The sequence below is a fragment of the Amycolatopsis sp. NPDC114505 genome (assembly GCF_055633615.1).
On the sequence record NZ_JBVKDV010000006.1, the window covers coordinates 392,002 to 405,723 of the forward strand.

A 13,722-nucleotide genomic window follows, 5' to 3' on the forward strand; every position below is an offset into this window, starting at 1 on the left:
CGAACGAACCCAGCGAGGAGAATCCCGATGAACGAGCGCAAGGCCTTGGTGCTGAAGGAGTTCGGCGCCGACCTGGAGGTCACCCGGTTCCCCGGGGTGCGGCCCGGACCGGGCGCGGTGGTGGCCGACGTCACCCACGCCGGGGTCTGCGGCACCGACATGCACCTCCAGCAGGGCCGGATGGCGATCCCGCTGCCGGTCGTGCTGGGCCACGAAGCGGTCGGCCGGGTCCGCGAGCTCGGCGAAGGGGTGTCGGCCGACGCCACCGGCGCGCCCCTGCGCGAAGGCGACCTGGTGTCCTGGGCGTCGAACATCCCGTGCGGCACCTGCTTCCACTGCACAACCTCGGGCGAGCCGTCGCTGTGCGAGACCCGCAAGGTCTACGGCATCAACCAGAGTTGTGCGCAGCCCCCGCACCTGTCCGGCGGCTGGGCGGAGCAGATCTACCTGCAGCCCGGCTCCACCATCGTCAAGCTGCCCGAGGGCATCCGGCCGCAGCAGGTGATCGCGCTCGGTTGTGCCGGTCCGACCGTCGTGCACGCGGTGCTGGACATCGCCAAGCCCCGCGAAGGCGATGTCGTGGTGGTCCAGGGCAGCGGGCCGGTCGGCATGGCGGCGGCCATGTTCGCCGCCGTCGCCGGCGCGAGCAAGGTGATCATCGTCGGCGGGCCGGCCAACCGGCTCGAAGTCGCGCGGGAGATCGGCGTCGGCGACGTGCACCTCGACATCTTCACCGAAACCGACCAGGAGACCCGGCTCGCGAAGGTGCTGGCGGAGACGCCGGACGGGCGGGGCGCGGACCTCGTGATCGAGGCCACCGGCGTGCCGGCCGCGGTCGCCGAGGGCATGGCCATGACCCGGCGCGGCGGCACGTACCTGGTGGTCGGCCAGTACACCGACCACGGGCCGACGATGCTCAACCCGCACCACATCACCCGTAAGCAGCTGCGGGTGCTCGGCAGCTGGGCGTTCTCGCCGCGCAACCACCTGGACTACGTGCTGTCCCTGCCCGATCTCGCCGCGCGCTTCGACCTGGAGCGGCTGGTCACGGCCTATCCGCTGGAGCGCGCCGACGAGGCGCTGGCGGACATGCGCGCGGGCCGGACGCTCAAGCCGGTGCTGGTGAGCGGAGACCCGTCGTGAGCGGGCGGTGGGACGAAGCTTCGCAGCGGATGCTGCTGCGGATCGACGAGACCGCGGCCGACGTGGCGACGGGCTTCCCGAACTACGCCAATACGGACACGGGCGAGTGGACCCGCAGCGCGGACGGATTCTGGACCGGCGGCTTCTGGGGCGGCCTCCTCGGGCTGGCGGCCGCCGACTCCGGCGTGCGGCGGTACGCGCGGCTGGCCGACGACGTCGCCGAGCGGCTCACGGTCCGGGCGAGCTCGGACACGGCGTTCCGCGGGTTCCTGTTCTTCTACGGCGCCGGGGTCGCACACCTGACCGGGAAGAGCGAAGCCACGCGTGAGGTGGCGCTCGCCGGTGCGCGGGGGCTCGCGTCGAGCTTCAACCACGACGCGGGGCTGATCCCGCTCGGCAGCCAGGCCGAGGAGTCCGACTCGGTCGGCGCCGGTGCCGCCAACATCGACGCCGTGCCCGGCACCGTCGCGCTGCTCGCCTGGGCCGCGCGGGAGACGGACCGGCCGGAGCTGGCGGACCTGGCCCGCGCGCACGCGCAGCGCCACGTCGAGTACTGCCTGCGCGACGACGGTTCCGTGTGCCAGTCCGCTGAGTTCGACCAATGGGACGGGACCTTGCTGCGGCGCTACACCCACAAGGGACGCTCCGACGACAGCACGTGGGCCCGCGCCCAGGCCTGGGCGATGCTCGGCTTCGCCCAGGCCGCCCGCTGGGTGGGTCCCGAGTTCGCCGGGCCGGCGACGACGGCCGCGGACTGGTGGCTCGACCGGCTGCCCGCCGACCGCGTCGCACCGTGGGACTTCAGCGCCGGATCGGACGAGCCGCGGGACACCTCCGCGACCGCCATCGCCGCGGCCGCACTGCTCAAGCTGGCCGCGCTCCTCCCGGACCGCCCGTGGTACCGGGAGCACGCCGCCGCGATGGTGGACACCCTTACCACGTTCGTCACGCCGACCGGCGTGGGGGACCACCGGCGGCCGGGCATGCTCACCGGGGGCTGTTTCGACCCCCGCCGTGGGGTCGCCACCGACGCGGAGCTGGTCTGGGGCGACTACTTCCTGCTGGAGAGCCTCCTGGCGCTGCGGGGCGTGCTCGAACCGGCGGAGCTGTAGCTCGCCCCGGTTATCATGATCACACGTGGACCAGGAGAGATCGCCATGACGGATGCGCGGGACACCCCCGTGGAAGCGCTGCTGGAGCAGCTCGCTTCGCGGCATTCCGAGTTGCTCGTCCTGTCGGAGGGGTCACTCGCGATGAAGTCGGTGGCCCGCCGCATCCGGGAGCTGGGCGAGTTCGACATGTCCCTGGTCGGCCGGCTGGAGCCGGGGCGCCGGCTGGTGCACCGGAGCTGGCAGGGCACGATGAGCACGGCCCTGCACCGGCTCGTCGTGCCCGAGGGCGTCGGGCTGGGCGGCAAGAGCATCGCCGAGCGACGGCCGGTCTGGGTGCGCGACTACCGCACGTCGGACGCGATCACGCACGACTTCGACGAGCTGGTCGCGCGGGAGGGTCTCGGCGCCATGCTGGCCGTCCCGATGATCTACGGCGGGGAAGTGCTCGGTGCCGTGTACGTCGGCATCCGCGACGAGGCGTCCTTCGGCGACCAGGTCATCGCGCGGGTGGAAGAGGTGGCGGCCGTCGCCTCGGTGACCCTGGTCAGCTCCGAGCGGGCGAAGCTGCAGACCGGAGTGGCGCTGGAGGCCGAGCGGCGGCGGATGGCGGCCGACCTGCACGACTCGGTCAGCCCGGTGCTCTTCCGCATCGGCGCCGAGCTCCGCAGCCTGCGGTCGATGGACGACCTCGACCGGATCCGGGACCGGCTCGACGAGGTGCAACGGCAGGTCACGTCGGTGAGCGCGCTGTTGCGCAACTCGCTGGCCCGCCTCAACGAACAGCCCCCGGAGCGCCGGCTCGCGGTGGCCATCCAGGAGGACTGCGAAGCCTTCGAGGAGCGGACCGGCCTGCCGGCCTCGTTCGTGGCGCTCGCGGAGATCCCGGAGCTGGCGCCGGGGCGGACCGAGGCGTTGACCAGCGTCGTGCGCGAGGCGCTGGTCAACGTCGAAAAGCACGCCCAGGCTTCCACCGTCGTCGTCAGCGTCGTGGTCGCGGGCGGGCGGCTCACCGTCGTGGTGGCCGATGACGGGCAGGGCTGGGCCACCGGTGACCTGGCCAAGGCGGGACACCTCGGCCTGCCGCTGTCCGTGCGCCGGATGGAACGGGTGGGCGGCGGCGTGTCGGTCGTCGGCAACGAAGACGGCGGCACGACCGTGCGGGCCTGGGTGCCCTGCGAGGCGGAGGGCACCGACGATGTGTGAGCACACCGACGTCCGGGTGCTCGTGGTGGACGACCACCCGGTGATCCGCGGCGGCGTCGAGCTGCTCGCCGCCGAGGACCCGGCGATCACCGTGGTGGGCGGCGCGAGCACGGGGCACGAGGCGATCAAGGTCGCACGGGAGGTTGCCGCCGACGTGATCCTGCTGGACCTGCGCCTGCCGGACATACCGGCGCCCGAGCTGGTCACCCAGCTGCGGCGGGTCGCACCGCGCGTCAAGATCCTGCTGTTCACCGCGTTCGCCGACCACGGCGCGATCGATGTGCTGATCGAGGCGGGTGCGGACGGCTGCCTGGTCAAAGACATCACCGGCGGCGACTTCGCCACGGCGGTGCGGCGGGTGGCCCGCGGGGTCCGGGTCGTCGATCCCCGGCTGGCCGGCCGGCACGCCTCCGCGACGCCGGAACTGCTGTTCCGGGTCGGGCTCACCAAGCGCGAGTACGAGGTGCTGCGGCTCGCCGCGATGGGACACAGCAATCCGGAGATCGCCGATCAGCTCACGCTTGCCCGGAACACCGTGAAGACGTACCTGCAGACCGCGATGCAGAAACTGAACGCGCGGAACCGGGTCGAGGCCATCGCCAAGGCGCACGAGCTCAGGCTGCTCTAGCCGGTTCCCTTTTCCCGGCGATTTTCGTGTGTCGCCGTATTGTCACGAATTCGGTGAGGTGTTTCGTCATGAGTGCGTTCCTGGACTATTGGGGAAAACACGAAGGCAGGCCGGCGATGGTCTGGGTGGACCGGGCCGGGCGCCATCGCCTGCTCCCTTACTCGCATTTCGCCGACCGCGCCGCGCGGTTCGCCGGCCTGCTGGACGACCTCGGACTCGAGACGGGGGATTCGGTCGCGGTACTGCTGCCGCCGGTGCCCGAATGGTGGGAGGTCGCCGCCGGGACGCTGCGGGCCGGGGTTCCGTTCGCGCCGATGCCGTGCGGCGAACCGGACGGCGACCGGGTGCGCGCCGCCGGAGCGGCGGTGGTGGTGGTCGACGAGGCACACCTCGAACCCGCGCTGGCACTCCGGCGGGTGGGCGCGGTCCGGCACGTGCTCTGCGTCGGCGGCCTGCCGCACGCCGAAGCGATGAACTACCGGGCCATGATGTTCCTGACGGAGCCGCACCACGAACCGGTACCCGCGGCCGGCCCGGTCCTGCTGACCGGCGACGAGAGACACAGCCACGCCGAGTTGGGACGGCTGGCGGACGGACTCGGCCTGGCGTGGCTGGATCGGAGCCACGACGATCTGCACTGGAGTCTCACCCCGCGGCACACGGCCACCGGCGTCCTGCTCGGCTTGATCGAGCCGTGGTCGGCGGGGGCGGCGATCCTGGTCGAGGAAACCGGTGGTGACCCCACGCGGGTCCGCGGCCTGCTGGCCCGGTTTCCGGTGACGACGATGTCCGCCCCCGGAGCGTCCTATGTGGAGCTCGCGGCAACGGGTGCGCGTGGTCTGCGGAACTCGTCGCTGCGCCGCGTGCTCGCCACCGGCACGCAGCCGGATGCCGACGCCGCTCGGACGTGGTTCCGGCAGACGGGACTCTGGATCCATCCCGGCCCCGCGTCCGCCGCGGAGCTGACGAGCTGCGCGACTTTTCCGGGCGCGTTCTGACCTCTCCAGGTGGAGGTACCACGAAATGCCTGTCGCGAAGAGGCTTTCGGAAAACCTCCGTTGAAAAGGAACACCGATGTCCCTGATCTCGCGCAGCGGAAAAGCAGGATTCGCCAGCGCTGTCGGCACGACCGTGGAATGGTACGACTTCTTCATCTACGGCACCGCGGCCGGACTCGTCTTCAACAAATTGTTCTTCCCCCAGTTCGACGCCGTGGTCGGCACGTTGCTGTCGTTCGCGACGTTCTCCGCGGCCTTCGTCGCGCGGCCGATCGGCGGAGTCCTGTTCGGACACTTCGGCGACCGGATCGGCCGCAAGTCCATGCTGGTGCTGACCCTGAGCATCATGGGGACCACGACCTTCGCCGTCGGCGTGCTGCCCAGCTACGGGACGATCGGGGTGGCCGCCCCGATCATCCTCGTCACGCTGCGGTTCATCCAGGGACTCTCGCTCGGCGGTGAGTACGGTGGCGCGGTGCTCATGACGGTCGAGCACGCGCCGTCCCACCGCCGCGGCTACTACGGGAGCTGGGTCCAGATGGGGGTGCCGGCGGGGCTCATGCTCGGCAACGCGGTGTTCCTCGCCTTCGGCGCGATGTCGCCCGAGAGCTTCCTGTCCTGGGGCTGGCGCGTGCCGTTCCTGATCGGCGGCGTGTTCGTCCTCGCCGGACTCGTCGTGCGGCTGAAGCTCGGCGAAAGCCCCACCTTCGACCGGCTGAAGGGCAAGGAGGACGTGGTCAAGCTGCCGATCGCCGTCGTGCTCCGGCACTATCCGAAGCAGGTCCTGCTGACCGGCGGTGCCTACCTCTCGATCGGGGTCACGTTCTACCTGACCACCGTGTTCGGCCTGAGCTACGGTGCCCAGCAGATCGGGTTCAGCCGGAACTCGATGCTGTGGATCGTGCTGGCGGCGATGGCGCTCACCTTCGTCACCCTGCCGCTCTTCGGCGCCCTTTCCGACCGCATCGGCCGCAAGCCGGTCTTCGCCGCGGGGACGGTGGCGATGGGTGTGCTGGCGTTTCCCTGGTTCTGGCTGCTCGGCACCGGTTCGTTCCTGCTCGCCATCGTCGGGTATCTGTTGATCTGCACCGGTTTCTCCGCCGCGTTCGGTCCACTCGCCGCGTTCTTCGCCGAGGCGTTCGAGACGAAGATCCGGTATTCGGGCATCTCGTTCGGCTACACCCTCGGCACGCTGGCCAGCAGCGCGCTCGCGCCGATCATCGCCACCTGGCTGCTGGACCGCACCGGCGGCGTCATGGCGGTGGCGTGGTACATGGTCGGCACCGCGGTGCTCTCGCTGCTGTGCACGTTCGCCTTGCGCGAGACCAACGGATCAACCCTGTCCGGCCGGCCGCGAACGGCGTCGCGGAGCGAGTCACCACTGCTGCCCGCCGAGTGACCACGGCGCCGAGGTTGGGCCGTCCTGGGTGTGGCGGGATGTCGTCATGATCGAGCGCCGCAGCTGGCGGGTCGGCAGCTGAGCGGAGCCGGTGCGTCCCTCGATCGCGCACCGGCTCCGGGGCTTCAGGTGCAGCGGCCGGTCTCGGCGTCCGAGTCGCCCTTCGCCGTGTACACCTCCCACGGCTCCTTGCCGGGCCGTGCACCCAGACCTTGTCCTGCACCGCGTAGCAGCAGGTGGTGTCGTCCACCGACGCTTTGGACCTGACCGGCCCCCTAGCTCGGACCGATCGCCTTCAAACGCCACCCGGCGCCGTCGTAGACGATGATCTTCCCTGATTCTCGAAGGTACTGGAGAACACCCGCGCGCAGATCGCGCTGATGCGACCGGACCCGCACTGCCGCGCGATGCGGGCTCTGTTCGCACAGCTGCTCGAGGCCGACGTAACTCTGACCGACCTGCTGGGCCGTGGACGGCACTCCGGACGCGGCTTCCTTCGCGAAGCGCTGACCACTTGGTTCGGCGAGCCACGCTGAATGAGTCCGTCCTGGCCGGCGAGCAGGATCCACTCACGGCCACGACCCTGGTGATCGATTGCGGCAGAGCTCCCGCAGGCGCCCAGACAGGCGGGTGGCCGTACCTGGTGCGGGCAATCGCGCGGTATGGCCGCGCCGGTCAAGCACGTTGCCCCCGCCGGTTCAGCGGCCGGGATCCGGCCGGCCGGCCCGGTTCAGGAGACCGGCCAGGTAGATGTCGGCTTGACGGCGAGCCGTCGGCTTCCACTCCGGGACGTGGGGGAGGCCCTGTGCCAGCAACGCGCCGAAGCTGACGATGTCGGCTCTGGTCACGTCGGCCCGGATCGTGCCGTCGTCTCGTCCTTGTTCGAGGATCGAGCCCAGCGTGCGGTGGGCCTCGTCCCGGAGCGCGAGGGTGGCCTGGTCGCCGGGTGCCGGGCCACCGTGCATCGGGAGCACGAGGTCCGATCCGTGCTCGATGGTTCGTTCGAGAAAAAAGCGGATCCGCTCGATCGGTGGTCCGTCGAATGCCGCCGCCCGGCGGGCGGTGTCCAGCACCAGCTGGAAGGACCGGTGCGTCAAGGCGCCGAGCAGCGCGTCCCGCGAGGGGTAGTGGCGATACACGGTTCCGACGCCGACCCCGGCGTCCGCCGCGATGGTGGCCATCGGGACCGCGGTCCCTTCCCGGCGGACCGCGACGGCGGCGGCCGCGAGGACCCGGTCGCGGTTGTCGGCCGCGTCCCGTCGTGGCCCCCGTCGCCGGACGACCTTGTCCTGTTCATCGGTCACGGCACTGATCATCGCAGCTCGAGGGCCCGCAGGCGTCGTTGACAGCCCCGTTAGCCGGACGATATCGTCCGTTTAAGGCGCACGAGTGCCAGGAAGAAGGACCTTCGTGACATTCACCGTCGACCTTCAGGTCGCCACGATCCTGGCGCCGATGGCCGAAGCCATGGCCTCCGCACCGCACCCCGCCGTCGGGAACATCGCGACCCGGCGCGTCGCGTTGGAAGCGATGATGGCCGAGACGGCAGCGCTGCAGCCCACCCCGGCCGACGTGACGGCCACCGACTTCCACGTGGTCGCCGAGGACGGCACGAAGGTGCTGCTGCGCTGGTACGCCAAGGACGGCGCCACCCCCGGTCCGGCCGCGTTGTACCTGCACGGCGGCGGGATGATCCTGGGCAGCGTCGCGCTCTACGACGCGCCGATCGCCCGGTACGTGTCCGCGAGCGGCGTGCCGATGCTGGCCGTCGACTACCGGCTCGCGCCCGAACACCCCGACCCCACCCCGGTCGAGGACGTCTACACCGGACTGAAGTGGCTCAACGACCACGCCGCCGAACTCGGCGTCGACCCGGCCCGGATCGCGGTGATGGGGGACAGCGCCGGTGGCGGCCTGGCCGCCGGGGTGACACTGCTGGCCCGCGACCGCGGCGGCCCGGCGGTGGCGCGCCAGATCCTCGTCTTCCCGATGCTCGACGACCGCACGACGACGCCGGACCCGGAGCTGGTCCCGTTCGCGACCTGGACCTACGAGGACAACGTCACCGGGTGGTCGGCGCTGCTCGGTGACCGGGCCGGCGGCCCCGACGTCTCGCCGTACGCCGCCGCGGCGCGGGCGAACGACCTGTCGGACTTGCCGCCGACGTACCTCGAGGTGGGCCAGCTCGACATCTTCCGCGACGAAGACCTCGACTACGCCCGGCGGCTCGGTGCGGCCGGGGTCGACGTGGAGTTCCACCTGCACCCCGGGGTGCCGCACGAGTTCGAAACGTTCGCCTGGGACACCGACGTCGCCCGCCGCGCGGTCGCCGACCGCCTGCGTGTCCTCGGTTCCCTCTGACTGTCCACTTCGAACGGAGCCACCCGATGAGCATGGCCTACCTCGCCCAGCCCGACCAGCAGCAGAAACTGGAGTGGCTCGACGGCGGCACGCTGTCGATCCTGCTCGACAGCGCGGCCACCGACGGCCAGCTGATGGTCGGCCGGTTCGACGTCGCCAAGGGGGAGGCGCCACCGTTTCACCTGCACACCAGGGAAGACGAAGTCTTCATGCTCATCAAGGGCACCGCGCTGGTCTGGGTGGGCGAGGAGGAGATGGAGCTCGCGGAGGGGGGCATCGTCTTCCTGCCCAAGAACATCCCGCACGCCTACCGCATCACGTCCGCGACGGCGGACCTGCTGATGATCAACACGCCGGCGGGCATCGAGGGCATGTTCCGTCACGCCGGCCGCGACCGGGCCGAACCTCGCCCGGATGGTTTCGAGATCTCGCCGGCCCGGATGGCCGAGGCGGCGGAGAAGTTCGGGAACGTCATCCTCGGGCCGCCACGCTGACGGCTGGTTTCAGCCCGTGATCGAGGGATGGGTGAGCCGCCCAGGGACGGTTTCGACCTCGCATTGGCCGTCGTCCGTGGCCGGCGAGACCGTCGCGGTGCTGCCGTGCCGGCCGGGCCTGGTCCCGGAACACGACCAGAACTGAGAATCCGACCCGGGCCGTGGGTCGACCAGGTAGCCGCCGAGCTCGGCGTTCCGCGCATTGTCGTCATCGGCCACCTCCAGCACCTGCGCCGCCCGGACTGGCGCACCACGCTGGCGAAGAACGCACCGTCGGTCGGCGACCGCGTTGGAGTCATGGGAGTGGTCGACGAGCCTCCGGGAAGCACGAAACTCAGGCCCGGCTGATCGCCGAAAGTGCTCGGCCGAACAGATACTCGACCTCGGCGAAGATCGTGTGCTCGATCGCTGCTCGCAACTGGGTCATGGCGTTCAGCCGTGCTGGGCGACGGCGGGCGGTAGCGGTATCGACATGAGCGCGCGTGTAAGCGACGTGGAGCTGGTGCTCTGGCCGCCACGAGTGGTCAGGCCGGTTGTGGGAGGACTCCACCCCATTTTCCGACGGCACGCGTGATGACGTCCGGCTGCTGCGGCAGGAGCCACAACAGCTGCTCGCAGGCGTTGTGACAGCGGAAACTTCTCCATGGGGGCTTGGTTGTAAAAGAGTGGGTATGGGCGAGCTCCTGGTCAACTACAAGCGCGTGGTGGCGGCGGGCCGGCGGATCACCGATCCGGCGCCGGGCGGGCTGGGGATCGGTCAGCGGTCGGTGACGGTGGGTCTCGCGCCGGCGATCCGGAAGCTGGCGGACGAGAAGACGCAGGTGCGGCGGGCGGTGTCGCCGCACACGCCGGACGACGAGCTGCGGGACACGCTGGTGCCGGTGAACGAGCGCTGGTCGGTGGACGAGGTTCTCTCTGCGGCACGGTATTACGCCGATACTTCAGGGCGGCGGGGCGTTTCGGCTCCCGGCCGGCGTCAGGAAGTGGCGAGGACCTTTTCGAGTCCGGTGTCCCAGCCGGGACGGATCTTGTCCCGAGGCGGTGCGTAGGTGCGGATCTTGCTGGTGCGCTGGCCGAGCCGGACCAGTGCCTCGGCCAGCGCGACGCCGGCGGCCACCGGGTCGATCACCGGGACGTCGAGGTGAGCCGACAGCGCCGTGTCCATGCCGGCGAGGCCGGCGCAGCCGAGGACCAGCGTTTCGGCGCCCTGATCCACCAGTGCGCGGGCTTGGGTCACCAGGGGGCTGCCCGGGCCGATCTCGAGGGTGCCGACCTTGAGGACCGGGAGGTCGGCGGCGCGCACCCCGACGCAGTTGGCCGCGACTCCGGCTGCGTGCAGGCTGTCCTGGATCTGCACGATCGCGCGGGGGAGGCTGGTCACCACGCCGAACCGCGGTCCGAGCATCAGGGCCACGTGGGCGGCGGCGTCGGTGATGTCCACGACCGGGACGTCGAGGAGTTCCCGGAATGCTTCCCGGCCGGGCTCGCCGAAGCCGGCCAGGACGACCGCGTCGTAGGGCTCTTCGTAGCGGCGGACGACGTCGAGCATCGCGACCGACGCGAGCTGCCCGTCGAGGTAGCCCTCGGCTGAGGCGACGCCCCAGGTCGGCGCGATGGTGACGACGTCGGCCGCCGGAGCGGCGGCGCGGGCCGCCGCGTTGATCACCGAGGTGATCGATTCGCTGACGTTGCAGTTGACGACGAGCAGCCTGGTCACGATTTCTCCTCCGCCGGGTTTCGCTGCGCTGAGCCCGGCGCGGCCGGGACTATTCGCCGGGATGATCGAGCTGCGACCGGTAGATCTGCTCGTCCTTGGCGATGTGTTCGTCCATGAGGTAGCCGGCCTGGATCGGCGAGCCGTTGAGGATTGCGGCGGCGATGGCCGCGTGGTCGGTCCAGGCCGAGTCGATCCGCTCCTCCAGATCGAGCTCGAAACCCCACGAAACCCGCTGCAGGACGCGATCGATCGCCAGCTGCAGCTGCTGGTTCCCCGACGCCCGTGCGACCAGCTCGTGGAACTCCATGATCAGCGGCGGCAGCGCGGTGACCTGGTGGGACCGCGCGGCTTCTCGGCCTCGGGCGACGACTGTCGCCAGGTCGTCGGCCGCGTCGCCGCCGCGCTGTTGGGCGGCCAGCCGCGCCGCCATGGTCTCGAGGGCTCGGCGCACCTGCATGAGTTCGAAGCTGTCGCGGAACGATCCGGCGGACACGGTCGCGCCGCGGTACGGGGTGAGTGTGACGAAGCCTTCGGTCTCCAGCCGTCGCAGCGCTTCCCGGACCGGGACCCGCGACACACCGTGTTCCTCGGCCAGCGCTTCTTCGAGCAGCCGCTCGCCGGACTTGTAGCGGCCGGCGATGATCGCCCGCCGCACCTCGTCGGCGATCACGTCCCGGTGTGGATCGCGGACCTTCCTGCTCCCGGCCATGCGCCGAGCCTACCGTCGGCGCGCGGCCGGACACCGGTTCCGGGCCGGTCACAGCGTGGGGTGTTCGGTCGAGGCCAGCAGTGCCGTCACCGCGGCCAGGTCCTGGATCGGGAGGCCGACCGAGGTGAACACCGTGATCTGCCCGGGTGTTCGCTCGAAGGGGTGATCGAGCAGGACCTGCCCGAGTTCGAGCCGGAGGTCGCCGGCGGAGATCGCGCCGTCGGCGATGGCCTGGACGACGGCGCCGGATTCGGCGAGGGCGACGTCGAGCGCGTCGACGACGACCGTGGACCGCCGCAGGACCTCCGAGTCGATCTCGCGGTGGTCGGGTCGGGGCGGCGACCCGACCACGTTGAGGTGCTGGCCGGGCCGCAGCCAGTCGCCGCGCACGATCGGTTCCCGGCTGGGCGTCAGGGTGCACACGATGTCGCTCGCCTCGACGACGGCGCGGACCTCGGGGGCGATCGTGCAGGGCAGGCCGAGCGACGCGGCTTCGTCGACGAGCCGCTCGGCGTTCTCCGGCGTCCGGTTCCACACGATCACCTCGCGCAGCTCACGCACCGCCGCGATGGCCCGCAGGTGGCTGCGAGCCTGCGCACCCGCGCCGATCAGGCCGAGCACCCGCGCGTCGGGCCGGGCCAGCGCGCGGGTGGCCACGGCGGAGGCCGCCGCCGTGCGAAGCTGGGTCACGACGGCGCCCTGCAAGGTCGCGACGCACTCGCCGGTGTCGATCTTCATCGCGACGATGGTCGAGCGCTGGCGGCCCCGGTCGTTGTCCGGGTTGTCGATCAGCAGCTTGAAGCACACGATGTCGCTGACCGTCGACGCGGCGAGCATCGGGATGATCACCGCCCGGCTGTCGGGGACGGCCAGCGGCAGGCGGGGCGGCTGGACGGCGCGGCCCGCGGCGAGCTCGATGTGCAGCTGCTCGACGACTTCGATGAGCTTGCCGAGATCGAGCGACTGCCGGACCGTCGCCGCGTCGAATGTGAACGTCACGCACGTCTCCTTTGACGAAGTGGTTGCTCAGACCGGCTTTTCCGCGGCGTCCAGCGCGCGGGTGTCGACAATGGACTCGAACCGGACGTGTGCCGTGGTCAGGCCGGCGGTATGCAGGATCGAGGTCCACCGTTCGACGGGCTCGGGGTCGAGCCGCACCCCGGCCCAGGTGCCGTTCCCGGCGATCTGCCCGGCCACGTCGGCCAGCACCGCCGGGTCGGCCTCGGGCCATTCCTTTTCGAACAGCGGGGTGAGGTCGCCCGCGGCGCCGGACCGCAGCAGGCGCATCGCCTCGTCGATCGATCGCACGAACGGCACCAGCCGGGGTAGCAGCTCGTCGATCCGCTCCCGCAGGACGTAGTAGACGCTGTTGGGCATCCGCCCGCCGGACTCCGCGTGCCGGAACACGATGTGGCCGGTACCGGCCCGCGCCAGCTCGGCCGCGGTGCCCAGGTCGGTGACGAAGGCGTCGCCGAGACCGGCGACGAACAGCTCGCGGAACATCGGCATCGACAGGTCGTGGACGAACCGGGCATCGTAGGGCTGCAGACCGGCTTCGCGCATCAGCCCGCGGGTGAACTCGCCGGGGGCGCCGCCGCCCTGGCCCGGGGCGAGCACGGTCTTGCCCGGCAACCAGTCCAGCGTGAAGTCCGGGACCGGCTCGCGGGTCACCACGGCCATGGGGAACCGGTCGTTCAGCTGGGCGACCGCGACGAAGTCGCGTCCGTTCCCGGCGTACATCGCCGGGACCCACAGCCCGCCCAGCGCGATGTCGGCCGACCCGTCGGCGAGGTCGTGCATGACGCCGTCCCACGGGTTGCGCGGCCGGTAGGGCACGTTCAGGCCGTTGCAGGAGAAGATGCCGTGCTCGCGGGCGACGTACTCCGGCAGGTAGTTCACGCCGTGCGCGGTCGCGCTGATCGCCAGGGTTTCCATCAGGGGGTGCCTTTCCTTCCGAG

Annotated in this window: 13 protein-coding genes and 2 pseudogenes; 9 read left to right on the forward strand and 6 right to left on the reverse strand. The window is 71.0% G+C overall.

Features of this window, described 5'->3' with window-relative positions:
• Positions 1 to 27 precede the first annotated feature (27 nt).
• From ACZ7OU_RS48315 to ACZ7OU_RS48340, 6 genes are all read left to right on the forward strand, one after another.
• Complete coding sequence (locus ACZ7OU_RS48315; protein ID WP_470260468.1) at positions 28 to 1,143, forward strand: zinc-binding dehydrogenase; 1,116 nt, start codon at positions 28 to 30, stop codon at positions 1,141 to 1,143.
• Positions 1,140 to 2,255, forward strand: a complete 1,116-nt coding sequence (locus ACZ7OU_RS48320; protein WP_470260469.1) for a glucuronyl hydrolase — start codon at positions 1,140 to 1,142, stop codon at positions 2,253 to 2,255. Before ACZ7OU_RS48315 ends, ACZ7OU_RS48320 begins: the two co-directional genes overlap by 4 nt.
• Before the next feature lie 45 nt (positions 2,256 to 2,300).
• Entirely contained in the window at positions 2,301 to 3,458 is a 1,158-nt protein-coding gene (locus tag ACZ7OU_RS48325; protein ID WP_470260470.1) for a GAF domain-containing sensor histidine kinase, read from the forward strand.
• Positions 3,451 to 4,086, forward strand: a complete 636-nt coding sequence (locus ACZ7OU_RS48330; protein WP_470260471.1) for a response regulator transcription factor — start codon at positions 3,451 to 3,453, stop codon at positions 4,084 to 4,086. Before ACZ7OU_RS48325 ends, ACZ7OU_RS48330 begins: the two co-directional genes overlap by 8 nt.
• A 68-nt stretch (positions 4,087 to 4,154) precedes the next feature.
• Positions 4,155 to 5,084, forward strand: a complete 930-nt coding sequence (locus ACZ7OU_RS48335) for an AMP-binding protein (protein ID WP_470260472.1) — start codon at positions 4,155 to 4,157, stop codon at positions 5,082 to 5,084.
• 76 nt (positions 5,085 to 5,160) lie between these two features.
• Positions 5,161 to 6,483 (forward strand): MFS transporter, encoded by a 1,323-nt coding sequence (locus ACZ7OU_RS48340; protein ID WP_470260473.1) that lies wholly within the window; start codon positions 5,161 to 5,163, stop codon positions 6,481 to 6,483.
• 125 nt (positions 6,484 to 6,608) lie between these two features.
• On the opposite strand, the pseudogene ACZ7OU_RS48345 reads toward ACZ7OU_RS48340, so the two are convergent.
• Positions 6,609 to 6,730 (reverse strand): annotated as a pseudogene (locus ACZ7OU_RS48345) (glyoxalase/bleomycin resistance/dioxygenase family protein); the annotation flags it as partial.
• Between the two features lie 451 nt (positions 6,731 to 7,181).
• The gene (locus ACZ7OU_RS48350) at positions 7,182 to 7,787 is read right to left on the reverse strand and encodes a TetR/AcrR family transcriptional regulator (RefSeq protein ID WP_470260474.1); all 606 of its coding nucleotides are present in this window, start codon (positions 7,785 to 7,787) and stop codon (positions 7,182 to 7,184) included.
• A 106-nt stretch (positions 7,788 to 7,893) separates the two neighbouring features.
• Between ACZ7OU_RS48350 and ACZ7OU_RS48355 the strand changes: the two genes are divergently transcribed.
• The 3 genes and pseudogenes from ACZ7OU_RS48355 to ACZ7OU_RS48365 form a co-directional block, all read left to right on the forward strand.
• A complete protein-coding gene (locus ACZ7OU_RS48355; protein ID WP_470260475.1) occupies positions 7,894 to 8,844 on the forward strand; it encodes an alpha/beta hydrolase in 951 nt (316 codons plus the stop codon).
• 26 nt (positions 8,845 to 8,870) lie between these two features.
• Complete coding sequence (locus ACZ7OU_RS48360; protein ID WP_470260476.1) at positions 8,871 to 9,338, forward strand: cupin domain-containing protein; 468 nt, start codon at positions 8,871 to 8,873, stop codon at positions 9,336 to 9,338.
• Between the two features lie 665 nt (positions 9,339 to 10,003).
• Positions 10,004 to 10,291, forward strand: a pseudogene (locus ACZ7OU_RS48365) (dual-specificity RNA methyltransferase RlmN); the annotation flags it as partial.
• 23 nt (positions 10,292 to 10,314) lie between these two features.
• Here the strand turns inward: ACZ7OU_RS48365 and ACZ7OU_RS48370 are convergent.
• The 4 genes from ACZ7OU_RS48370 to ACZ7OU_RS48385 are packed head-to-tail and all read right to left on the reverse strand — an operon-like array spanning position 10,315 to position 13,699.
• A complete protein-coding gene (locus ACZ7OU_RS48370) occupies positions 10,315 to 11,055 on the reverse strand; it encodes an aspartate/glutamate racemase family protein (RefSeq protein ID WP_470260477.1) in 741 nt (246 codons plus the stop codon).
• A gap of 49 nt (positions 11,056 to 11,104) precedes the next feature.
• Positions 11,105 to 11,764, reverse strand: coding sequence for a GntR family transcriptional regulator (locus ACZ7OU_RS48375; protein WP_470260478.1), 660 nt, complete (start codon positions 11,762 to 11,764; stop codon positions 11,105 to 11,107).
• A gap of 48 nt (positions 11,765 to 11,812) precedes the next feature.
• Positions 11,813 to 12,763 (reverse strand): ornithine cyclodeaminase family protein, encoded by a 951-nt coding sequence (locus ACZ7OU_RS48380; RefSeq protein ID WP_470260479.1) that lies wholly within the window; start codon positions 12,761 to 12,763, stop codon positions 11,813 to 11,815.
• A 27-nt stretch (positions 12,764 to 12,790) separates the two neighbouring features.
• Positions 12,791 to 13,699, reverse strand: a complete 909-nt coding sequence (locus tag ACZ7OU_RS48385; protein ID WP_470260480.1) for an ABC transporter substrate-binding protein — start codon at positions 13,697 to 13,699, stop codon at positions 12,791 to 12,793.
• Between the last annotated feature and the right edge of the window lie 23 nt (positions 13,700 to 13,722).

Bases quoted from the DNA above. Each gene is read 5' to 3' on its own strand.
- ACZ7OU_RS48385 (WP_470260480.1), bottom strand. From the start codon at position 13,699: ATGGAAACCCTGGCGATCAGCGCGACCGCGCACGGCGTGAACTACCTG.
- ACZ7OU_RS48335 (WP_470260472.1), top strand. From the start codon at position 4,155: ATGAGTGCGTTCCTGGACTATTGGGGAAAACACGAAGGCAGGCCGGCG.
- ACZ7OU_RS48360 (WP_470260476.1), top strand. From the start codon at position 8,871: ATGAGCATGGCCTACCTCGCCCAGCCCGACCAGCAGCAGAAACTGGAG.
- ACZ7OU_RS48325 (WP_470260470.1), top strand. From the start codon at position 2,301: ATGACGGATGCGCGGGACACCCCCGTGGAAGCGCTGCTGGAGCAGCTC.
- ACZ7OU_RS48330 (WP_470260471.1), top strand. From the start codon at position 3,451: ATGTGTGAGCACACCGACGTCCGGGTGCTCGTGGTGGACGACCACCCG.
- ACZ7OU_RS48375 (WP_470260478.1), bottom strand. From the start codon at position 11,764: ATGGCCGGGAGCAGGAAGGTCCGCGATCCACACCGGGACGTGATCGCC.
- ACZ7OU_RS48315 (WP_470260468.1), top strand. From the start codon at position 28: ATGAACGAGCGCAAGGCCTTGGTGCTGAAGGAGTTCGGCGCCGACCTG.
- ACZ7OU_RS48340 (WP_470260473.1), top strand. From the start codon at position 5,161: ATGTCCCTGATCTCGCGCAGCGGAAAAGCAGGATTCGCCAGCGCTGTC.